Raw genomic sequence first — 22108 nt, 5'->3', positions numbered from 1 at the left:
GCCCGCGGCGCGGCTGGTCAGAAGCTGCTGACCAGCTTCACGAACGCCTCGTCGATCGTCGCCGGGTCGGTGGCGTCGAACGCCTTGCCGGCGCTGGCCCCGGCGATCCGGTCCAGCGCGGCCAGGTCCGACTCCCGGTCGAACGCCACGCAGAAGACCTTCACCGGCCGGTCCGGGTCCAGCTCGATGTCGGCGAGCAGCCGGTCGAGGTCGTTGTCCTTCGGGTACTCGTTCTTGCCGTCGGTGAGCACCACCACCGCGTTGATCCGGTCCGGGTCGTAGTCGGCGAGCAGCCGGCGGTGCGCGGCGCGGACCGTCGCGTACAACGCGGTGTTGCCGCCCACCCGCAGCCCGGTGAGCCGGCGCGCGAACGCGGCCCGGTCGTACGGGCCCAGCCGGACCTCCTCGCTGTACGGCTTCCCCGGCCGCTGCGGCGTCTCCGACGAGAACGACCACAGCGCCACCCGGTCGGCGGAGTTGAGCAGGCCGACGCCCCGGTCGACGGCGGTGGTGGCCACCTGGAACCGGGTGCGGCTGCCCACCTTGGCGTTCATCGAGCCGGAGGTGTCCACGGCGAGCAGGATGTTCGCCTTCTTGCGCAGCGTGCCCCAGCCGCGCAGGATCGCGTCGACCACCTCGGGCGCCGGCGGGTCGAAGTAGGTCAGTTGCCCGTCCGCGCCGCCCCGGACGGCGGCGGTCAGCGCGTCCGACGCCCGCCGCTCGTGGTCGCGGAAGCCGAGGTCGGCGAAGCTGCGCTGCTGCGGGTCGTCCTGGAGGAAGGCCAGGAAGTCCTGGGCCGCCGCCTGCTGCGCCGCGTCCGCCGAGGGCAGCACGACGTACGGGTGGTCGAGGTTGAACGTGCCCTCGCTGGGGTGCACCGCCACCAGCGGCACCCGCGGCTTCCGCCCCGGGGTGGGGCTGAGCTGCCCCTCGTTGTACTGGTAGACCAGCTCCTCCTGCACCACGACCGCGCTCATGTCCCGGGCCCGCGCGTCGCCGGCCGCGCCCAGGCCCGCCCCGCCCAGGTCCGCCTCGGCGAGGTCGCGCAGCAGGTCCACCGAGTCGTCGCTGTAGTGCGACACGTTCGCCTCGATCCGGCGCACGAACTGGGTCACCGCGGGCTTCGCCAGGTCGGCCTTCGTCAGGTCGCTGGAACGCCGCACGGCCGCGTAGTAGGTGGCGATGGTGGCCGCCAGCCCCGACGTGGACAGGTTCGGGTTGTCCTTGCCGAAGGTGAACCGGCCCCACTCGGGCCGCCCGAAGGCCGCCCAGCCGGCGTCGCCGGAGAGCCCGAGGACGTCCGCCCAGCCGAGCTTGCCGCGCTGGCGCACCAGCTCGCCCTTCTCCAGCGGCATCGCGATGACCAGCGGGCTGTTGGCGATCGACGGGTACCGGCCGGGGGTCTGCGCCGCCCGGCCCGCCTGCTCGTCGAGCAGCCGCAGCCGGCCCGTCCACAGCGACGACGTCGGCAGCCACACCTGCGGGGCCGGGACGCCCGGCTGCCGGCCGGACCAGTTCCCGGCCGCCAGGGCCTCCATCGCCTTGCCCGAGTTGAGCCCGTGCACGGTCACCTCGGCGCAGCGCCCGGCGAAGCGCCGGTCGGCGGCGTTGTACCGGGCGGCGAGCTGGGAGACGAGGTCGGCCTTCTCCGTCGAGGAGTTGACCTCCAGCGCCACGCACCCGGAGCGGTCCGGGCCGGTTGCGGGCCGCACGATCACGTACGCCGCGGCGATGACCGCGAGGCCGGCGACGACGGCCACCGAGTACGGCAGCCACGGCCGGGCGGAACGCTGGCCGGCGGTCAAGGGCTCCTCCAGGGGTACGGGTCGGACGGGGGTTGCGGCGGCGCGCCGCCGCCCTCCCCGGGCGGGGCGGCGGCCGGCGGCAGCGCCGTGGCGACGAGCAGGCGCACGCCGTAGACCACGACGAAGGTCACCGCCCCGACGGCGGCGGCGGTGCCCACGGCGGTGGACGCGACGTATGCCACGGCGCCGCCGACCGCGCCGAGGAAGATCGCCGTGGAGACGCCCCACGCGTCGGTGGACTCCCGGCGCAGCCGCCGCGCCCAGCGCTCGGGCCGCGCACCGTACGCCACCGCCGGCCCGTACGCCGCAGCCGTCGGCTCGTGTGTCGTCTGCCCATATGCCGTCGGCTCGTACGCCGTCGGCTCGTACGCCGCCGGGCCGTCCGGCTGCTGGGCCGGCTGCCACGCCGCCGTCGGCGGCGGTTGCCAGGCCGCCGGGGCGGGCGGCGGCGGCTGGCGGGGGACCGGCTGGGTGGCCGCCGCGTCGGTGCCCTGTTGCAGGGCCGCCCGGAGCGGCACCGGCGCGCCACCGTGCCCCAGCAGCCGCAGCAGGACCTGGTCGGCCGGCGGCCGGGCCCGGTGGTCCTTGGCCAGGCACTCGGCGACCAGCTCCGCCAGCGGGCCGGAGAAGCCGGCCAGGTCCGGCGGATCGTGCAGCACCCGGTGCAGCACCGCCGCGACCGCCCCGGTGCCGAACGGCGGGCGGCCCGTCGCGGCGTACGCGATGGTGGCCGCCCAGGCGAACACGTCGCTGGCGGGGCCCACCTCGTCGTCGCGGAACCGCTCCGGCGCCAGGTACGCGGCGGTGCCCATGATCCGGCCGGTCACCGTGGCGGTGACGTCGAGCGCCCGGGCGATGCCGAAGTCGATCACCCGGGGGCCGTCCGCGCCGAGGACCACGTTGTCCGGCTTGAGGTCGCAGTGCACCACGCCGGCCTGGTGGATCGCGGCGAGCGCGGTGGCGGTGCCCACGGCCAGCCGGTGCAGGACGTTGCCGGCGAGCGGGCCCCGCTCCTGGACGTGCCGGTGCAGGGTCGGGCCCTCGATGTACTCGCTCACCACGTAGGGCGGGTCGTCGTCGACGTCGGCGAAGAGGATCTGCGCGGTGCAGAACGGCGCGACCCGGCGGGCGGCGTCGATCTCCTTGGCGAACCGGGCCCGGGCGCGCGGGTCGGGCGGCGCGGAGAGGTCGAGCATCTTGACGGCGACCAGCCGGCCCTGCCGGTCGCGGCCCAGGTAGACCACGCCCTGCCCGCCCGAGCCCAGCCTGCCGAGCAGCTCGTAGGGCCCGGCCCGGCCCGGATCCCGTGGACCGAGCGGAGTGGTCTCCGGCATCGCTGTGGCTGCCCCCATCGCCGCTGGCGGTCCCGACCGCGTGGCGTCCGGGCGGTCGGCGTCGATCCGTCGACACGGGTATGGTGCCACGCCCGCGCCACCGTCGGAGCGGGCCGGTGGGCCGGCGGTCCGCCCCGTGGGACGGCGCGTGGGACGCCCTGGCGGCCCCGGTTCCCCCGTTCGGATGAGGGGCGGCAGCCCGGCCGGGCGGGCGGGCGGCTAACCTGACCGGCATGCGTCTCTCCGCCCGGGTCGACTACGCCCTCCGCGCGGCCGCCGAGCTGGCGGCGGTCGCCGACGGCGGGGGCGCCGTGCGGTCCCGCCCGGTGACCGCCGAGCAGATCGCCAAGTCCCAGGAGATCCCGCCGAAGTTCCTGGAGAGCATCCTGTTGCAGCTGCGCCGGGGCGGCGTCGTGCACGCCCAGCGCGGCCCCGAGGGCGGCTACTGGCTGGCCCGGCCCGCCGCCGAGATCTCGCTCGCCGAGGTGATCCGGGTGATCGACGGGCCGCTGGCGCACGTGCGCGGGCAGCGCCCGGAGCAGCTCGGCTACCGGGGAGCGGCCCGCGCGTTGCAGGACGTGTGGATCGCCCTGCGGGCCAGCGAGCGGCAGATCCTCGAGCTGGTCACCGTCGCCGACGTGGCCAACGGCACCCTGCCCGAGCGGGTCAGCGAGCTGGCGGCCGACCCGGGCGCCTGGAGCTGACCCGCGACCCCACCCGTCGCAAGCGTCCCGACATTTAACCGATAGGGACTTGACCCGAGGCCGTCTCGTGCCGCATTGTCGACCAAGTCGATAGGAGATGCCGAAAAGTCAGGGGGCGCTCGTGCGCAAGCTGTTGGTCCTCGCCCTCGTCGGGCTCGTCGCGCAGTTGGTCGACGGTTCGCTCGGCATGGCGTACGGGTTGACCTCGTCGACCCTGCTGCTGGTGGCCGGGGTCGCCCCGGCCGCGGCGTCGGCGTCGGTGCACCTGGCCGAGATCGGCACCACGCTCGCCGCCGGGGTGGCCCACTGGCGCTTCGGCAACGTCGACTGGCGGGTGGTCGCCCGCATCGCGCTGCCCGGCGCGGTGGGCGCGTTCGCCGGCGCCACCTTCCTCAGCTCGATCTCCACCGAGGCCGCGGCGCCCTGGATGGCCGCGATCCTGTTCACCCTCGGCGCGTACCTGCTGGTGCGCTTCTCCCGGCCGCTGCGCGCCAGCCGCGCCGCCGGGCCGCTGCGCGCCCGCTTCCTCGGCCCGCTCGGCCTGGTCGCCGGCTTCGTCGACGCCACCGGCGGCGGCGGGTGGGGCCCGGTCGCCACCCCGGCGCTGCTGGTCTCCGGCCGGATGGAGCCCCGCAAGGTCATCGGCTCGGTCGACACCTCCGAGTTCGTCGTCGCGGGCGCGGCCAGCGCCGGCTTCCTGATCGGCCTCGGCACCGAGGGCTTCCTGCTGCCGACCGTCGCCGCCCTGCTCATCGGCGGCCTCATCGCCGCCCCGATCGCCGCCTGGCTGGTGCGGATCGTCCCCGCCCAGCTCCTCGGCGCGGTCATCGGCGGCGTCATCGTGCTGACCAACGCCCGCACCCTGGTGCGGGCCGGCGAGCTGCCCGGCGGCGTCCAGTGGACGGTCTACGCGTTGCTGGCCGCCGGCTGGGTCGCCGCCGTCGTGCTGGCCGTCCGCGCGCTGCGCCGCACCCGCCGGGCCCGCGCCACGGTCGCGGCGGCCCTCGCCGACCAGCCCGCCGCCGACCAGCACCCCCTGGCGCAGCCCGTGGCCGACCAGGCCGTCGCTGAGCAGCCCGTCGCCGACCAGTCGACCCCGGCCCCGCTGGCCCCGGCTCCGGCCCCGGCCCAGTCGATCCCGACCCAGCCGGTCCAGTCGATCCCGACCCAGCCGGTCCAGTCGATCCCGACCCAGCCGGTCCCGCCGGCACCGGCCCAGCCGACTCAGCCGACCACCGACCAGCCCGCCGCCGCCCCGGTGGCCGGCTGACGGCTCACCCCGCCGCCGAGGCGATCAGCTCCCAGGCGTCGTCCACGTGGGCCTGCGTGGTCAGCGGCGAGCCGATCGCCAGGCGCAGGGTGAACCGGCCGGCGACCCGGGTGTGGGTGAGGAACACCCGGCCGGTGGCGTTGACCTTCTCCAGCAGCCCGGCGCTCGCCTCGTCGCCGGCGGCGAGCCGGAAGCAGACCAGCGAGAACGGGTGCGGTGCGGCGAGGACGAACCGGTCGTCGGCGCGGACCCGGGCGGCGAACCGGTCGGCGAGCGCCACGTGCGAGCGCACGTGCGCCCGTAGCCCCTCCACCCCGTACCAGCGCAGCACGAACCACAGCTTCAGGGCGCGGAACCGCCGGCCCAGCGGCACCTGCCAGTCCCGGTAGTCGACGACGGCCCCGGAGTCGCTGGCCGCGTTGCGCAGGAACTCGGGCAGCACCGTCAGCGCCGCCACCAGCTCCGCCGAGTCGGCCACCCAGAACGCGTCGCAGTCGAAGCCGGTGAGCAGCCACTTGTGCGGGTCGAAGCAGTACGAGTCGGCGTGCTCCAGGCCGGCGTGCGACCAGCGCAGCTCCGGGCAGACCGCCGCCGCGCCCGCGTACGCGGCGTCGACGTGCAGCCAGACGCCGTACTCCGCGCAGATCGCGCCGATCTGCGGCACGGGGTCGACGGCGGTGGTGGAGGTGGTGCCGATCGTGGCCACCACGATCGCGGGCACGTCGCCGGCCGCGAGGTCGGCCCGGATCGCCGTCCGCAGCGCGTCGGGGTCCATGGCGAGGGTCCCGGGGTCGGCGGCGACTACCCGCACCCCGTCGCGGCCCAGCCCGGCGATGCGGGCCGCCTTCTCGATCGACGAGTGCCCCTCGGTGGACGTGTACGCCCGGTAGCGGCGGTCGACCCCCACCTCCCGCCAGCGGCCCCCGCTGGCCCGGTGCAGCGCGGCGAGGGTGGCCACCAGCGTCGCCGAGGACGCCGAGTCCTGGATCACCCCGCCGCCGGGGCCGGTGGAGCGGAACCGCTCGGGCAGGCCGAGCAGCCCCGCCAGCCAGTCCAGCATCACCGTCTCCAGCTCGGTGCAGGCCGGCGCGGAGGCCCAGAGCATGCCCTGCACGCCGAGCCCCGCGCTGACCAGGTCGCCCAGGACGCTGGGGCCGGAGGTGTTGGCGGGGAAGTAGCCGAAGAAGCCGGGATGCTGCCAGTGGGTCAGCCGGGGCGCGACAAGCGCGTCGAGGTCGGCCAGCAGCGCGGAGACCGGCTCGCCGTGCGCGGTGGGCCCCGCCGGCAGCGCGGCGGCCACCGCGCCGGGCGGGTCCTGCGAGGTCACCGGGCGCTGCCCGAGGGTGGCCCAGTAGTCCGCGATCCAGTCGACCACGGCGTGCCCGGCGCGGCGGAACTCCTCGGGGTCCATGTGCTCAGCCATCCGACGAGTCGACCAACTCGCCCGGGCGGACGCAAGGGACCGGGACGTTGTTGCGGCGGGGAAAGCGGTGTCCTAGCATCCCAGGGGCGCGAGCCGAACCATGGACGTCGATGCGATGTCCGATCACCGCCGCCAGCGCGGCGGACGCGACCCGGCGGCCAAGGGCAGGCTGCCGGGGCCGACGCGTCGCCGTGCCCGCCCGACCTCCCCCGGAGGCACCCCCGTGCACCTGACCGCATCCCGCCGCACCCTCCTGGCCGCCGCCGTCGCGGCCACCACCCTCGCCGCCGGCGCACTCGGCACCGTGGCCGCCTCGGCCGCCGCCGCCGGCTGCCGCGTCGACTACAAGATCAGCAGCCAGTGGGGCGGCGGCTTCGGCGCCGACGTCACCGTCACCAACCTCGGCGACCCGATCAACGGCTGGGCCCTCACCTGGTCCTACACCGCCGGCCAGCAGGTCACCCAGGCGTGGAACGCCACCGTCACCCAGTCCGGCGCGCAGGTCACCGCCCGCGACGCCGGCTACAACGCCGCGCTCGGCACCAACGGCGCCGCGAACTTCGGCTTCAACGCCTCCTGGAACGACAGCAGCAACCCCGTGCCGGCGAGCTTCGCCCTCAACGGCACCACCTGCACGGGCGGCACCGCCCCCACCACCACGCCCCCGACGACCGCCCCGCCGACGACCCCGCCGCCGACGACGCCGCCACCCACCACTCCGCCGCCGACGACCCCGCCCCCCACCGACCCGCCCGCCGGGGCCAAGCAGCTGGAGGACCTCGACCGGGGGCTGATCAGCGTCCGCTCCGGCAGCGGCAACCTCGTCTCCTGGCGGCTGCTGGGCACCGAGACCTCCGGGGTGTCGTTCAACCTCTACCGCGGCTCCACCAAGGTCAACGCCAGCCCGATCACCGGCGCCACCAACTACCTCGACGCCGGGGCGGCGGCCGGCTCCGCGTACACCGTGCGGGCCGTCGTCGGCGGCGCGGAGCAGGCGGCGTCCGCGCCCGCGCTCCAGTTCGCCAACGGCTACCTCGACGTGCCGTTGCAGGTCCCGCCGGGCGGCACCACCCCCGCCGGGGAGGCCTACACCTACTCGGCCAACGACGCCAGCGTCGGCGACCTCGACGGCGACGGCGACTACGAGATCGTCCTCAAGTGGGACCCGTCCAACAGCAAGGACAACTCGCAGTCCGGCTACACCGGCAACGTCTACGTCGACGCGTACACCCTCACCGGCGCCCGGCTGTGGCGCATCGACCTCGGCCGCAACATCCGCGCCGGCGCCCACTACACCCAGTTCCAGGTGTACGACTACGACGGCGACGGCGACGCCGAGGTGGCCATGAAGACCGCCGACGGCACCCGCTCCGGCACCGGCCAGGTCATCGGCTCGTCGTCGGCCGACTACCGCAACTCCAGCGGCTACGTCCTGTCCGGCCCCGAGTTCCTCACCATGTTCGACGGCCGCACCGGCGCCGCGGTGTCCACCGTCAACTACGACCCGCCGCGCGGCACCGTCTCCTCCTGGGGCGACAGCTACGGCAACCGCGTCGACCGGTTCCTCGCCGCCACCGCGTACCTCGACGGCCAGCGTCCCTCGCTGGTCATGGCCCGGGGCTACTACACCCGCGCCGTCGTCGCCGCCTGGGACTTCCGCAACGGCGCCCTCACCAAGCGGTGGACGTTCGACTCCAACTCCTCCGGCAACTCCGCCGCCGCCGGCCAGGGCAACCACAACCTGTCCGTCGCCGACGTCGACGCCGACGGCCGGCAGGAGATCGTCTACGGGGCCGCCACCATCGACGACAACGGCCGCCTGCTGTACTCCACCAACAACGGCCACGGCGACGCCCTGCACGTCGGCGACCTCGACCCGAGCCGCTCCGGCCTGGAGGTCTTCAAGGTCGACGAGGACGGCAGCAAGCCCAGCTCCTACTTCGCCGACGCCCGCACCGGCCAGGTCATCTGGTCCACCCCCGCGTCCGGCGACAACGGCCGCGGCGTCTCCGGCGACATCTGGGCCGGCAGCCCCGGCGCCGAGTCCTGGTCGGCGGCGGTGAGCTACCTGGCCAACACCCGGGGCCAGAACGTCGGCCGCAAGCCGTCGTCGACGAACTTCCTCGCCTGGTGGGACGGCGACCCGGTCCGCGAGCTCCTCGACGCCACGAAGATCGACAAGTACGGCACCTCCGGCGAGACCCGGCTGCTCACCGGCAGCGACGTGGCCGCCAACAACGGCACCAAGGCCACCCCGGCGCTCTCCGGCGACATCCTCGGCGACTGGCGGGAAGAGGTGATCTGGCGCACCGGCGACAGCCGCGCCCTGCGCATCTACAGCACCCCGACCCAGACCAGCACCCGGATCTACACCCTCATGCACGACCCGCAGTACCGCGCCGCGATCGCCTGGCAGAACACGGCCTACAACCAGCCGCCGCACCCGGGATTCTTCATCGGAGACGGCATGGGCAACCCGCCCACGCCCAACATCTACCTGCGCTGACCGCGCTTAGGTAAGGTGGCAGGCACCGGGCCGCAGCCGCGGAATCCGCACAGCTCCGGCCCGGTGCACCACACCGCAGCACCCCCGACCCGTCCCGACCGGGGAGTGCCGTACCACCACCGGAACCAAAGTTACGCGGCGACCGCAACGCACCGGTGACGCCGGTATGAAGATCGTGTTTCGGGCGTTTCCAACCGGGTCCACCCCTACCGGCCCACCGGGTTCACCCCTGCCGGCGCAACCCGCCCGCCACCTTCTCGGCGACCAGCTCGAACGAGCGCACCCGGTCCGCCCCGTCGTACACCATCGACGTCAGCATCAACTCGTCCGCGCCGGTCCGCGCCAACAACTCCGTCAACTGCCGGCCCACCGTCTCCGGCGAGCCCATCGCCTGCCCCTCCCGCCGCTGCACGACGAACTCCCGCTCCGCCGCCGTGTACGGGTACGCCGCCGCCTCCTCCGGCGACGCCAACGGCTGCGGCCGCCCCGAACGCAGCTTCAGGAACGCCAGCGCCGACGGCCCCGCCAGCCACTGCGCCCGCTCGTCGGTCTCCGCGCAGATCGTGTTCACCGCCACCATCGCGTACGGCTGCGACAGCCACCGCGACGGCCGGAAGTGCTGCCGGTACAGCGCCAACGCCGGCAGCGTGTGCTGCGCGCTGAAGTGGTGCGCGAACGAGAACGGCAGCCCCAACAGCCCCGCGAGCTGCGCGCTGAACCCGCTGGAGCCCAGCAGCCACACCTGCGGCTGCTCGCCCCGCCCCGGCGTCGCCACGATCGGGCCCGCGTGCTCGCCGGTGAAGTAGCCCATGAGGTCGGCCAGCTCCCGGGGGAACCCCTCGGCCGACAGGCCCTCCATCGTCCGGCGCAACGCCAGCGCCGTCACCTGGTCGGTCCCCGGCGCCCGGCCGATGCCCAGGTCGATCCGGCCCGGGTGCAGCGCCTCCAACGTGCCGAACTGCTCGGCCACCACCAGCGGCGCGTGGTTGGGCAGCATCACCCCGCCCGAACCCAACCGGATCGTGCTCGTGTGGGCGGCCAGGTGCGCGATCAGCACCGCCGGCGCCGAACTCGCGATCGCCGGCATGTTGTGGTGCTCGGCCACCCAGAACCGCCGGTAGCCCAGCTCCTCGGCCCGCCGGGCCAGCTCGGTGGTGTGCCGCAGGGCCTCGCCGGCCGTGGAGCCGGCGGCGACCGGGGCGACGTCAAGGACTGACAGAGGTACGTCGATCACGGCTGGAACCAACCCCGGCGGCACCCGGATTGTTCCCGCCCGCCCCGCCGCCGCCCGCCCCGCCGCCGTCCGGGAGCCGCCCGCCCGCCCCGCCCCGCAGCAGCCCGAGCACGAGCAGGCCCGCCCCGATGCCCACCCCGGCCGCCACCGCGAAGCTCGCCCGTACCCCGCCCACCGCCGCCGCCCGCGTCGCCCCCGCCAGCAGCTCCCGCCCCTCCGGCGGCACCGACCCCAGCAGGCCCGGGGCCCGCCCACCGGCGACGGCATGGGCGACCCCCGCCGCGTCGGCGACCCCCCGCGCGTGCAGGACGCCCCGCGCCCCCGCCGCGAAGACACTGCCCAGCGCGGCGATGCCGAAGGCGAACCCGAGCTGCCGGCAGGTGTTCACCGCGCCGGCCGCCATCCCGCCCCGCGCCGCCGGCACCAGCGACATCGCCACCGCGCCCAGCGTCGGCGTCGCCAGCCCCACCCCCACGCCGATCACCGCCCCACCCGGCACCAGCACCGGCCAGCCCGCCGCCCCCCGCGCCAGCACCGCCGTCACCGCGCTGCCCACCCCCACGCACAGCAGCCCCACGCCGATCACCAGGCCCGGCCGCCGGCCGTGCAGCGCCCGCCCTGACACCGCCGACACCACGAACGCCACCACCGACATCGGCAGCCCGGTCAGCCCCGCGCCGACCGGCCCCAACCCCAGCACCGACTGCAACCAGATCATCGAGTACGCCAGCGGCGCGAACGCCGCGAACGTCAGCAGCAGCCCCGCCAGCAGCACCGCCACGAACGCCCGGTCCCGCAGCAGCGCCAGGTCGAACAGGGGCTGCCGGACCCGCCGCTCCACCACGGCGAACCCCGCCAGCAGCACCGCCGCCGCGCCCGCCGACACCCACACCACGGCGTCCGACCAGCCCGCCCCGGCCGCGCGGATCAGCGCGTACGTCGCGCAGCCCGCCGCCACGGCGAACACGACCACCCCGCCGACGTCCACCCGCCCACCCGCCGCCGGGCGGCCCGCCGGCAGCGTCCGCGCGCCCAGCCCGAGCGCGACCGCGCTGACCGGCAGGTTCACGAAGAAGATCCAGTGCCACGACACGCCCTCGGTGAGCAGCCCACCCAGCACCGGACCCACCGCCGCCGACGCCCCCGACACCGCGCCCCACACCCCGTAGGCGGTGCCCCGGTCCCGACCCGCGTACGCCCCGTCGAGCAGCGCGAACGTCGTCGCGAACATCGCCGCCGCGCCGAGGCCCTGCGCCGCCCGCGCCGCGACCAGCGCCCCCGCGCCGGGCGCGAGCCCGCACGCCAGCGACGACGACGCGAACACCACCACCCCCGCCAGGTACGTCACCCGGTGTCCGACCCGGTCGGCCACCGCGCCCGCCCCCAGCACCAGCGCCGCCAGGGCCAGCGCGTACGCGTCGACGACCCACTGCACCGCGCCGAACGACGCGTCGAGGTCCCGCACCATGTCCGGCAGCGCGACCGTCACCACCGTCACGTCGACCAGCAGCATGAACGTGCCCAGGCAGACCGCCGTCAGGGGAAACCATCTGCGCATGCCGACACCCGCGTCTCTCCCGGCCCCGCGCGACCGCCGGTGGGCCGGTGCGCCTCACCCCGTACAACGCGGCCGGCCCGGTCACGTCACCGGCCCATCGGCGCACCCGCCCTGGCCCGCCGGCCGTCCCGCCGGTCCCGCACTCAGCCCGCGCCGCGCACCTGCTCGAAGATCAGGCTCGTCTGGGTGTGCTGCACCGCCGGATCCACCGCCAGATGGTCGAGCACGAAGTCCCGCAACGCGTCCCCGGACGCGGCCCGCACGTGCAGCACGTAGTCCTCCGCGCCCGCCACGTGGAACACCGACACCACCCCCGGCAGCCGCACCGAACGGGCCCGGAACGCGTCCACCGCCGCCCGCTCGTGCGCCGTCAACCGCACCGACACCAACGCCTGCAACGGCAGGCCCACCGCCGCCGGGTCCACCTCCGCGTGGAACCCCCGGATCGCCCCGCACTCCCGCAGCGCCCTCGTGCGCGTCAGACAGGTCGACGCGGCCACCCCCACCCGCTCGGCGAGGGCGTTGTTCGGCAGCCGGCCGTCCGCCGCCAGCTCGGTCAGGATCGCGCGGTCGACGTCGTCCAGGGCGGCGAAGGGCCGCACATCATTCGGTGCAACGGGCATCCACCCATCCTGCTCCGAATCACTGCGTAACTGAAGGTCGACTCACAGAATCTTCTGCGGATCTATTGCCTGGATCCGCCACTATGTTCGACGCTTCCGGGCATGCCCAGCGCCGTGGACCCCCGCAACGTCGACACCGCAGCCGTGCACGCCGGCCGCGCCGACCTCGCCGCCCTCGGCGTCCACGCCCCGCCCATCGACCTGTCCACCACCAACCCGCTGCCCTCGGTCGCCACCGGCGGCGAAGCCTACGAACTCCTCGCCACCGGCAACGCCCTCCCACCCGGCGACAGCGCCGTCTACCAGCGGCTCTGGAACCCCACCGTCGCCCGCTTCGAGACCGCCCTCGCCGAGCTCGAAGACACCCCCGCCGCCGTCGCCTTCGCCAGCGGCATGGCCGCCCTCACCGCCACCCTGCTCGCCGCCACCCGCGACGGCAACCGCCACGTCGTCGCCGTCCGCCCCCTCTACGGCGGCACCGACCACGTCCTCGCCACCGGCCTGCTCCACACCGACGTCACCTGGGCCCGCCCCGACCAGGTCGCCGCCGCGATCCGCCCCGACACCGCCCTCGTCGTCGTCGAGACCCCCGCCAACCCCACCCTCGACCTCGTCGACATCGCCGCGCTCGCCACCGCAGCCGGCGACACCCCGCTGCTGGTCGACAACACCGTCGCCACCCCCGTGCTCCAGCGGCCCGCCCGGCACGGCGCCGCCCTCGTCCTGCACAGCGCCACCAAGAGCATCGGCGGCCACGGCGACGTCCTCGCCGGCGTCGTCGCCTGCGACGAGGACTGGGCCGCCCGGCTGCGCCAGGTCCGCGCCCTCACCGGCGCGATCCTGCACCCCCTCGGCGCGTACCTGCTGCACCGCGGCCTGCAGACCCTGCCCCTGCGGGTGCGCGCCCAGTCCGCCGGGGCCGAGAAGCTCGCCGCCTGGCTCGCCCGGCACCCCGCCGTCGCCCGCGTGCACCACCCCGGCCTCGACGACCCCACCGGGCTCGTCGGCCGGCAGATGACCGGCACCGGCAGCCTGCTCGCCTTCGAGGTACGCGGCGGCGCGCCCGCCGCCGCCACCGTCGCCGCCGCCTGCCGGCTGATCACCCACGCCGTCTCCCTCGGCGGCGTCGACACCCTCGTCCAGCACCCCGCCTCGCTCACCCACCGGCCCGTCGCCGGCGACGCCCGGCCCGCCGGCGGGCTGCTGCGCCTCTCCGTCGGCCTGGAGGACCCGGAGGACCTGCGGGCGGACCTGGCGCAGGCGCTCGCCGCGCTCGGCTGACCGCTGCCGCTGCCGCTGCCGGACGCCGACGCCCCGCCCCGGCCGGTCAGGACTTCGGGCCGACGTGCCGGTCCAGCACCGCGACCGCCTCGCGCCGGGCCACGGACAGCGAGTTGGGGCGGTTCATCCGCCAGGCGACGCCGAGCAGGCCCAGCGCCCACTGGCAGAGCCCCATGATGTCGGCGGACTCGTTGCTGAACAGGTAGCGCGGGTAGACGTAGCCCCTGCCGCGCATGGTCACCCGGTTGGTCACCCGGCAGCCGTCGGAGTGGAACAGGCCGCGCGCGAAGTCCCCGGGGCGGGCGGCGACCAGCGCGCGCTGCCAGTCGGCGAGGACGATCGGCCGCTCGTGCTTCTTGCCCGGCCCGTGCTGCGGCAACAGGCACGGCCAGTGCACGCCACTGCTCTCCACCGAGACACACCCGCGTTTGGGGATCCGCTGCACCTTCGCGGCGAGCACGGCGAGCATCGCCTGCTCGCACAGATCGATCAGGCGGGGATAGGCGGCGGTGCAGGCGATGCGGAGAACCGGCGCCTTGCCGGCTATGGCGAGGTGCCCGTCGCCCAGGTAGAGACCGAGCAGGTAGGGGTAGGCGGCGGGGTCTGTCGGATAGCCGACCTCGGGTGAACAGCGGAAGCAACGCTTCGCCGTGCCGACGACGGCCCGCTCGGGACGGTCGACGCACCAGTGCCACACGGTGTTGTAGGGCAACGAGAGGGCCCGGGCCACCGCTCGGATGTTGTAGCCGTTCGCGCGAAGCTCACGGGCCCGAGCCCGCACCTGGGGTGGATGCATGGGACCATGGTCGAACGCCTGTGCGACAGTTTTGGTGCCCCCGGTGGGATTCGAACCCACACTGTATGCAGTTTGAGTGCATCGTCTCTACCGGTTGGACTACAGGGGCCTTCCATGATTCGGCCCTGACAGACTACCCACTACGCTAGGGACGGCGACACCCGGCACGGCGGGTGTCGGGCGCAGACTGGTGGGAGTGGCTCGTGGCCGAGACGCAGACGGATGCCGAGCGCAGGCGGGTGTTGATCGCCGAGGACGAGGCGCTCATCCGGCTCGACCTGGCCGAGATGCTCGTCGAGGAGGGCTACGAGGTCGTCGGGGAGGCCGGCGACGGCGAGACCGCCGTCCGGCTCGCCGAGGAGCTGAAGCCCGATCTGGTGATCCTCGACATCAAGATGCCGATCATGGACGGGCTGGCCGCCGCCGAGCGGATCGCCGGCGCCCGGATCGCCCCGGTGATCATCCTGACCGCGTTCAGCCAGCGGGACCTGGTGGAGCGGGCGCGGGCGGCCGGCGCGATGGCGTACCTCGTGAAGCCCTTCCAGAAGAGCGACCTGGTGCCGGCCGTGGAGATCGCCCTGTCGCGCTACTCGGAGATCGCCGCGTTGGAGGCCGAGGTCGCGGGCCTGACCGACCGGCTGGAGATCCGTAAGACGGTGGAGCGCGCCAAGGGCGCGCTGATGACGACGTACGGCATGACGGAGCCGCAGGCGTTCAAGTGGATCCAGCGCACGGCGATGGACCACCGGATGACCATGAAGGAGGTCGCCGAGCGGATCCTCGCCGAGACGGCCGGCGGCGAGGTCACCCAGCCGGCGTCCTGACGCCCCTCGATCCGTCCGGGGCCGCGGTCGTCGTGGGACGGGCGCGCGGGGTCCCCGGCGTCCCGGTTGATCGATACGATCGGATGCATGCCTCGTCAGCGTCCGCGCCCGGCGTCGGGACCGTCGCGGGCGTTGCGTGTCCTGCTCGGCGTGGCGGCCGGCCTGGCGGTGCTGCTGGCGGGCTGCCGGTCGCCCGAGCGCGCCGCGCCCGCGCCGGGGGGCGGCGCGCCCGCCCCTGAGCCGCCGCGCCCCGACTGGCGGGCGCTGACCCTGCCGACGCCGCCGGGGGCGCCGGGCCGGCTGCTGCTGCGGGACGCGGCGGCGTGCGGCGGGCGCTGGTTCGTGGTGGGCGCGGTCGTCGACGCGGCGGGCGTGACCCGGCCGGCGGCGTGGTCCAGCCCGGTCCCGGCGGGGTCGTCCCCGGCGGCGTCGGCCGCCCCGGGCGGCGCCGGGTTCGCGTGGTCGTCGCTGCGGTTGGCGTCGCGCACCGCGTACGGCGCGGAGAACGTGCTCACGGCGGTCGGCTGCCGTGACGGCCGGCTCGCGGCGGTGGGCGCGAAGAGCGGCGGGGTGCACGGCAATCCCCGGATCAGCACGTGGCGGCAGCTCGCCGACGGCTCGGTGGTGGAGGTGCCGGCCGAGTTCGAGGTGTTCGGCGGCCCCGACGCGGTGAACGTGGGGCGGATCGCGGGCGGCCCGGCGGGGTGGGTGGTCGCGGGCAACCGGGGCACCGGGGCGGCGGCCTGGTCGTCGGCCGACGGGCGGGAGTTCCGGCTGGTCAGCGGCGTCCCCGAGTTAGCGTCGGACGCGGCGGGGCGCACCTGGGCGGCGGACGTGACGGCGGCGGCGTCGGGGTGGGTGCTGGTGGGGTCGGTGCGTGCCCCGGGGCGACCGGGCGGTGACCCGGCGGTGTGGGTGTCGCCGGACGGTGTGGACTGGCGGCGGCTGGTCCTGACGGCCGGGGGCGCGGCGGGTGACCTCCAGCGGGTGGTCCGGGCGGGGGAGCGGCTGGTGGCGGTGGGTCGGCGCGGCGATGCCCTGGCGGCGTGGGTGCGGGACGCGGCGGTCGGTGGCGAGCCGTCCGGCCCGGCGGCCGGCGGCGGGCAGTCGGGCGGCGTGGGGAGCGCCCCGGCGGGGCCGGGCGTGGCGCAGTGGCGGCCGGGCGGGGCGTTGGGGCCGGCGACGGGCGGGGCGGGGCAGGTGGCGGGCCTGGCGGCGGTCGACGGTGGGGTGGTGGCGGTGGTGCTGGCCGCCGCGGGCGCCTCGGCGTGGTTCTCGGCGGACGGCGGGGGGTGGGCGTCGGTGCCGCTGCCGGTGGCGCTGGCGGCGGCGCCGGACCGGTCGGTCGCGGTGGCCGGGGCGGGTGACCGGCTGTTGTTGCTGGTGGACGGCGGTGCCGAGGGGGCGCGGCTGTGGTCGGCGCGGGTGGCGGGCGGGCCCGGCTGAGCGTGCCACCGGTCTGTTTCCGGCGGGTGTCGGATGTCCGATTTCGTCCTTGCGCCGGGGTGTGTGTTACAGCACTTCGGCGGATCTGGCCACTCAACGTAACGGTTAGGTCAACCCCGCTTTCTAGGTCTTACGGCGTGCCCTACCTGTGGGATAACGTCCCGGCCCAGACCGGGTACGCGGTCGGTTCGTCCACCCCCTGCAAGGTCCAATTCGCAAGTCGCGGCGGGTGGTCGGGCCTTCGGACTGAGGAGGGTACGAGCCGTGAGGCAGAAGCTCGCACGGGTGCTGGGTGGCGTGGCCATCAGCGCGCTCGTTATCAGTGGCGCGGCCGCGTGTAAGGCCGACAGTGGCACGGAGGGTGGCAGCGGCGACAAGGCGGCCTGCGACCTCAAGATCGGCTTCTTCGGCCCGCTGACCGGCGACGCCGCGGGTCTCGGTATCCACATGCGCAACGGCACGAAGCTGGCGATCGACCAGTACAACAAGGACAACGCGGACTGCAAGGTCAACCTCGCGGAGTACGACTCGCAGGGTGACCCGGCCAAGGCCCCGGCGCTGGCCCAGCAGGCGGTGGGCGACACCAAGGTCGTCGGCATCATCGGCCCGGCGTTCTCCGGCGAGTCGGAGGTGGCCGACCCGATCTTCGACGAGGCCGGCCTACCGATCATCACCCCGTCGGCGACCCGCCCGAGCCTGAGCACCAAGAGCTGGAAGATCTTCCACCGGGGCGTCGGCAACGACACCTCGCAGGGCCCGGCGGCCGGCCGGTACATCAAGAACGTGCTGAAGGCCGAGAAGGTCTACGTCGTCGACGACCAGTCGGCGTACGGGGCGGGCCTGGTGGACGAGGTCAAGAAGGTCCTCGGCGCGGTCGCGGGCGAGGACAAGGTCCAGGTCAAGCAGACCAACTTCTCCGCGGTCGTCACCAAGATCGTCGGCAGCGGCGCGACGGTGCTGTTCTTCGGTGGCTACTACACCGAGGCGGGCCTGCTGCTCAAGCAGCTCAAGGGCGCCGGCTGGAAGGGCACGATGGTCGCCGGCGACGGCGTCAACGACGCCAACTTCATCAAGGTCGCCGGCCAGCAGGTCGCCGAGGGCACCGTGCTGACCTGCCCCTGCGCCCCGGCCACCGCGGCCAAGGGCTCCTTCGTGACCGACTACAAGGCGGCCTTCGAGAACGCCGAGCCGGGCACCTACGCCGACGTGTCGTACGACATCACCAAGATCTTCCTCGAGGGCATCAAGGCCGGTAAGTCCACCCGGGCCGACCTGCTCGCCTTCGTGAAGGCCTACAACAAGGCGGGCACCGCCACCGGTGTGACGTACAAGTTCGAGTCCAACGGCGAGTTGGACCCGGCCCAGGTGCTGGTCTGGGCGTTCAAGGTCAACGCGGGCCAGGTCGTCCCCGACATCGAGATCCCGAAGGCCTGACCGGTTCGCCGGTCCCGCCAGGGACACAGACGATGCGGCCGGGAGAGTGGTTCCTCCCGGCCGCGTCGTTTGACCGCACAGTTGGAGCCCCCACTTGAACTTCGATGAGCTGTTCGGGAACTTCCCGGCCCTGACCATCACCGGGCTGGAACAGGGCGCGATCTACGCGCTCGTCGCCCTCGGGTACACCCTCGTCTACGGCGTCCTGCGCCTGATCAACTTTGCCCACTCCGAGGTCTTCATGGTCGGTACGTTCACCGCCCTGTGGACCTGGGAGGCCCTCGGCTACGACCAGAACTCCCCCTCGCCCGCCATCGGCCCGCTGATCCTCGCGCTGGTGGCCGGCCTGGTCGTGGCGGCGGTCGCCTCGGCGGCGACCGCGGTGACCGTGGAACTGGTCGCCTACCGGCCGCTGCGCCGCCGCAACGCGCCGCCGCTGGCCTTCCTCATCACCGCGATCGGCGCGTCGTTCGTGCTCGCCGAGTCCTTCGGCATCGGCACCTCCCGGGCGCCGTTCGGCATGCCGACGCTGATCCCCTCCGAGACGGTCTTCACCGTGTTCGGCGCGGCCGTCACCAACGTCCAGCTGCTCATCCTCGGCGTCACGCTGGCGATGATGGTCGGCCTGGACCAGTTCGTGAACCGCAGCCGGCTGGGCCGCGGCATCCGGGCCGTGGCCCAGGACGCGGACACGGCCGCCCTGATGGGCGTGAACAAGAACCGGGTGATCCTGCTGGTCTTCGTGCTCGGCGGCCTGATGGCCGGCGTCGCGGCGCTGCTGTGGAACGTCCGCTACGGCTACACGAAGTTCAACGTGGGCTTCCTGATCGGGCTCAAGGCGTTCGCGGCGGCGGTGCTCGGCGGCATCGGCAACCTGCGCGGCGCGCTGCTCGGCGGCCTGCTGCTCGGGGTGGCGGAGAACTACGCCGCCGGCCTGTTCGGTGGAGACTGGAAGGACTTCACCGGCTTCGTGCTGCTGATCGTGCTGCTGATGTTCCGGCCCACCGGCCTGCTCGGCGAATCTCTCGGGAGGGCGCGCGCATGACCGCCACCGTGGACAAGGGCCGCGCCCCGGCCCTCAAGGGCCGCTGGGCGGCGATGCCGAAGCAGGTGCGCTGGGCCGCGATCGCGGCGCTGATCGTCCTGCTCTACATCCTGCCGAACCGGTGGTTCTACGAGTACCTCGGCTTCCCCATCGGCAGCGAGTACTTCGCCTTCTACACCACCCGCTCGGACTTCGCGGGCGTGCTGTTCGACACCGCCGTGTTCGTGCTGCTGGCCGTCGGGCTCAACGTGGTGGTCGGCTTCGCCGGCCTGCTCGACCTGGGCTACTTCGGCTTCTACGCGCTCGGCGCGTACACGGTGGCGTTGCTGACCTCGCCGGAGAGCCGGCTGGGGACGAACTGGCCGTGGCTGGCGGCGGTGCCGGTCGCGGTCATGGTCGCGATGGTCTCCGGCGTGATCCTCGGCGGCCCGACGCTGCGCCTGCGCGGCGACTACCTGGCCATCGTGACCCTCGGCTTCGCCGAGATGATCCGGCTCTACGCCGCCCGCAACGAGGGCGTGATGCAGGGCCAGCGGGGCATCCCGGCGATCCCGCACCCGCCGGGCACCGGCTCGGACGGCAAGCCGCTGTTCGGGGTGGTCGACGCCCGGCCCTACTACTGGCTGCTGCTGACCCTGATCCTGCTGGTGATCGTGCTGGTGCGGAACCTGGCCAACAGCCGGGTCGGCCGGGCCTGGGTGGCCACCCGCGAGGACGAGGACGCCGCCGAGGTCATGGGCGTGCCGACGTTCAAGTACAAGCTGTGGGCGTTCGCGATCGGGGCGGCGGTGGCCGGCCTCACCGGGGCGGTCTTCGCCGGCAAGCAGACGTTCATCAACTCGGACCAGTTCGTGCTGGAGAGTTCCATCCTGGTGCTCGCGGCGGTCATCCTGGGCGGCGCGGGCAACATCAAGGGCGCGATCGTCGGCGGCGCGGTGACCTGGTACCTGCCGGAGTGGCTGCGCGGCGCCGGCAGCCTGGTCGGGGTGGAGTTCGACGCGGCCGAATACCGCATCCTCGTGTTCGGTGTGGTCATCATCGTCATGATGATCTTCCGTCCGCAGGGCATCGTGCCCAACCGGCGGCGGGCGGCGGAGTTCGCCGACCGGCGGCAGGAGGCGGTTCCGCAGGAGAAGGTGCCCAGTGAGTGATCCGCAGATGAAGAGCGAGCGCGACGCCAGCAGCGAGCGCGACGTCACCGCCGACGGCCGCAGCACGGTCGGCGTGCCGCCGGAGCCCGGCTCCGGCGTGCCGACGGCGGCCAGCCCGGCCGGGCCCGACGCGGCGGGGCGGGAACCGCTGCTGGAGGTCGACGACGTGACGCTGCGCTTCGGCGGCGTCGTCGCCCTCGACAAGGTCAACTTCACCCTCTACAAGGGGGAGATCCTCGGCCTGATCGGCCCGAACGGCGCCGGCAAGACGACCTGCTTCAACGCGATGACGGGCGTCTACCGGCCCACCGAGGGCGAGATCCGGTTCAAGGGGCAGCGCACCAACGGCAAGCGGCGGTCGTGGATCACCAAGGCCGGCATCGCCCGGACGTTCCAGAACATCCGGCTCTTCCCCGAGATGACGGCGCTGGAGAACGTGATGGTGGGCGCGGACGTCCACCACAAGACCAGCGTCATCTCGGCCATGCTGCGGCTGCCGCGGCACTTCCGGGAGGAGCGGGAGGGCCGGGAGAAGGCCCTTGAGCTGCTGCGGTTCGTGGGCATCGAGCGGCGCGCGAACGACCTGGCCCGCAACCTGTCGTACGGCGAGCAGCGCCGCCTGGAGATCGCCCGGGCGCTGGCCACCGATCCCGCCCTGCTCTGCCTGGACGAGCCGGCCGCCGGCTTCACCCCGGCGGAGAAGGAGGAGCTGCTCGGCCTGATCCGCGAGATCCGGGACAAGGGCACGACCGTGCTGCTGATCGAGCACGACATGCGGCTGGTGATGGGCGTGACCGACCGGATCGTCGTGCTGGAGTTCGGCAAGAAGATCGCCGAGGGGCTGCCGGCCGAGGTCCGGGACGACCCGAAGGTGATCGCCGCGTACCTGGGGGTGCCGACCGATGCTGCTTGAGATCAAGGACCTGACCCTGCTCTACGGGCGCATCCAGGCCCTGCACGGGATCAGCCTGGTGGTCAACGAGGGCGAGGTGGTCGCGCTCATCGGCGCCAACGGCGCGGGCAAGACCACCACGATGCGGGCGATCTCCGGGCTGCGCCCGGTGGCCCGGGGCTCGATCGTCTTCGACGGCACCGACGTCACCCGGATGCGGGCCGACCTGCGGGTGACCCGGGGCATCGGGCAGGCACCGGAGGGCCGGGGCGTGTTCCCGGGCATGACGGTGCTGGAGAACCTGGAGATGGGGGCGTACACCCGCCGGGACCGGGCGGAGATCGCCAAGGACATGGCCATGGTGCTGGACCTGTTCCCCCGGCTGGCCGAGCGGCGCAAGCAGGCCGGCGGCACCCTCTCCGGCGGCGAGCAGCAGATGCTGGCCGTGGGGCGGGCGCTGATGGCCCGGCCCCGGCTGCTGCTGCTCGACGAGCCGTCGATGGGTCTCGCGCCGAAGCTGATCCAGCAGATCTTCGAGATCATCACCCGGATCAACGAGCAGGGCACCACGATCCTGCTGGTGGAGCAGAACGCCCAGCAGGCGCTGTCCCGCGCCCACCGGGGCTACGTGCTGGAGACCGGCCGGATCGTCAAGGAGGGCACCGGCCAGGAGCTGCTGCACGACCCGGCGGTCAAGGAGGCGTACCTCGGCGTGGCCTGACCCGCGCCGCCGACGGCCGGTCGTTCCCCTCGTGGGCGGCCGGCCGTCAGCGTTGCCGGCC

The 22108-nt window shown here is 74.3% G+C and carries 18 protein-coding genes and 1 tRNA gene; 11 read left to right on the top strand and 8 right to left on the bottom strand.

What is annotated here, in order from left to right:
- Positions 1 to 17: 17 nt before the first annotated feature.
- Together O7628_RS02620 and O7628_RS02615 are read right to left on the bottom strand one after the other, a co-directional pair.
- Entirely contained in the window at positions 18 to 1805 is a 1788-nt protein-coding gene (locus O7628_RS02620; protein WP_278128069.1) for an extracellular solute-binding protein, read from the bottom strand.
- Positions 1802 to 3139, bottom strand: a complete 1338-nt coding sequence (locus O7628_RS02615; protein ID WP_278128067.1) for a serine/threonine-protein kinase — start codon at positions 3137 to 3139, stop codon at positions 1802 to 1804. The genes O7628_RS02620 and O7628_RS02615 overlap by 4 nt, the downstream gene beginning before the upstream one ends.
- 233 nt (positions 3140 to 3372) lie before the next feature.
- On the opposite strand from O7628_RS02615, the gene O7628_RS02610 reads away from it, so the two are divergent.
- On the top strand, positions 3373 to 3843 hold the full coding sequence (locus O7628_RS02610; RefSeq protein ID WP_074474387.1) for an Rrf2 family transcriptional regulator: 471 nt from the start codon (positions 3373 to 3375) through the stop codon (positions 3841 to 3843).
- Positions 3844 to 3964: 121 nt separating this feature from the next.
- Positions 3965 to 5113 carry a sulfite exporter TauE/SafE family protein gene (locus O7628_RS02605; protein WP_278128065.1) on the top strand — a complete coding sequence of 383 codons (1149 nt, stop codon included), beginning with the start codon at positions 3965 to 3967 and terminating at the stop codon, positions 5111 to 5113.
- Between the two features lie 4 nt (positions 5114 to 5117).
- Here O7628_RS02605 and O7628_RS02600 read toward each other — a convergent pair whose 3' ends face one another.
- A complete protein-coding gene (locus tag O7628_RS02600) occupies positions 5118 to 6536 on the bottom strand; it encodes a pyridoxal-dependent decarboxylase (protein WP_278128063.1) in 1419 nt (472 codons plus the stop codon).
- 223 nt (positions 6537 to 6759) lie between these two features.
- Here O7628_RS02600 and O7628_RS02595 point away from each other — a divergent pair, with 223 nt between their 5' ends.
- Complete coding sequence (locus O7628_RS02595; RefSeq protein WP_278128062.1) at positions 6760 to 9042, top strand: cellulose binding domain-containing protein; 2283 nt, start codon at positions 6760 to 6762, stop codon at positions 9040 to 9042.
- Positions 9043 to 9265: 223 nt separating this feature from the next.
- On the opposite strand, the gene O7628_RS02590 is transcribed toward O7628_RS02595, so the two are convergent.
- The 3 genes from O7628_RS02590 to O7628_RS02580 all read right to left on the bottom strand — a co-directional run bounded on the left by O7628_RS02590 (position 9266) and on the right by O7628_RS02580 (position 12457).
- Positions 9266 to 10276, bottom strand: a complete 1011-nt coding sequence (locus O7628_RS02590) for an LLM class flavin-dependent oxidoreductase (protein WP_278128060.1) — start codon at positions 10274 to 10276, stop codon at positions 9266 to 9268.
- Positions 10248 to 11834 (bottom strand): MFS transporter, encoded by a 1587-nt coding sequence (locus O7628_RS02585; protein WP_278128059.1) that lies wholly within the window; start codon positions 11832 to 11834, stop codon positions 10248 to 10250. Before O7628_RS02585 ends, O7628_RS02590 begins: the two co-directional genes overlap by 29 nt.
- Before the next feature lie 143 nt (positions 11835 to 11977).
- Positions 11978 to 12457, bottom strand: coding sequence for an Lrp/AsnC family transcriptional regulator (locus O7628_RS02580; protein WP_074474382.1), 480 nt, complete (start codon positions 12455 to 12457; stop codon positions 11978 to 11980).
- A gap of 102 nt (positions 12458 to 12559) precedes the next feature.
- Between O7628_RS02580 and O7628_RS02575 the strand changes: the two genes are divergently transcribed.
- Positions 12560 to 13738 carry a PLP-dependent transferase gene (locus tag O7628_RS02575; RefSeq protein ID WP_278128056.1) on the top strand — a complete coding sequence of 393 codons (1179 nt, stop codon included), beginning with the start codon at positions 12560 to 12562 and terminating at the stop codon, positions 13736 to 13738.
- 46 nt (positions 13739 to 13784) lie between these two features.
- Here the strand turns inward: O7628_RS02575 and O7628_RS02570 are convergent, their stop codons facing one another.
- Together O7628_RS02570 and O7628_RS02565 are read right to left on the bottom strand one after the other, a co-directional pair.
- Entirely contained in the window at positions 13785 to 14534 is a 750-nt protein-coding gene (locus O7628_RS02570; RefSeq protein WP_278128054.1) for a transcriptional regulator, read from the bottom strand.
- A 32-nt stretch (positions 14535 to 14566) separates the two neighbouring features.
- Positions 14567 to 14643, bottom strand: a tRNA-Leu gene (locus O7628_RS02565).
- A 94-nt stretch (positions 14644 to 14737) separates the two neighbouring features.
- Here O7628_RS02565 and O7628_RS02560 point away from each other — a divergent pair.
- The 7 genes from O7628_RS02560 (at position 14738) to O7628_RS02530 (ending at position 22047) form a co-directional block, all read left to right on the top strand.
- A complete protein-coding gene (locus O7628_RS02560) occupies positions 14738 to 15358 on the top strand; it encodes a response regulator (RefSeq protein WP_074474379.1) in 621 nt (206 codons plus the stop codon).
- An 87-nt stretch (positions 15359 to 15445) separates the two neighbouring features.
- Positions 15446 to 16804, top strand: a complete 1359-nt coding sequence (locus tag O7628_RS02555; protein WP_278128053.1) for a hypothetical protein — start codon at positions 15446 to 15448, stop codon at positions 16802 to 16804.
- Between the two features lie 264 nt (positions 16805 to 17068).
- Entirely contained in the window at positions 17069 to 18238 is a 1170-nt protein-coding gene (locus O7628_RS02550; RefSeq protein WP_278128052.1) for a branched-chain amino acid ABC transporter substrate-binding protein, read from the top strand.
- A gap of 94 nt (positions 18239 to 18332) precedes the next feature.
- A complete protein-coding gene (locus O7628_RS02545; protein ID WP_278128051.1) occupies positions 18333 to 19283 on the top strand; it encodes a branched-chain amino acid ABC transporter permease in 951 nt (316 codons plus the stop codon).
- A complete protein-coding gene (locus tag O7628_RS02540; RefSeq protein WP_278128049.1) occupies positions 19280 to 20434 on the top strand; it encodes a branched-chain amino acid ABC transporter permease in 1155 nt (384 codons plus the stop codon). Before O7628_RS02545 ends, O7628_RS02540 begins: the two co-directional genes overlap by 4 nt.
- A complete protein-coding gene (locus O7628_RS02535; protein ID WP_278128047.1) occupies positions 20427 to 21347 on the top strand; it encodes an ABC transporter ATP-binding protein in 921 nt (306 codons plus the stop codon). Before O7628_RS02540 ends, O7628_RS02535 begins: the two co-directional genes overlap by 8 nt.
- Positions 21337 to 22047, top strand: coding sequence for an ABC transporter ATP-binding protein (locus tag O7628_RS02530; protein ID WP_074474374.1), 711 nt, complete (start codon positions 21337 to 21339; stop codon positions 22045 to 22047). The genes O7628_RS02535 and O7628_RS02530 overlap by 11 nt, the downstream gene beginning before the upstream one ends.
- Positions 22048 to 22108: the final 61 nt, after the last annotated feature.

It is taken from the genome of Micromonospora sp. WMMD956, assembly GCF_029626125.1.
Classification (GTDB): domain Bacteria; phylum Actinomycetota; class Actinomycetes; order Mycobacteriales; family Micromonosporaceae; genus Micromonospora; species Micromonospora carbonacea.
Note: the sequence above shows the minus strand (reverse complement) of the source record. Positions and strands in the feature narration are given on the sequence as shown.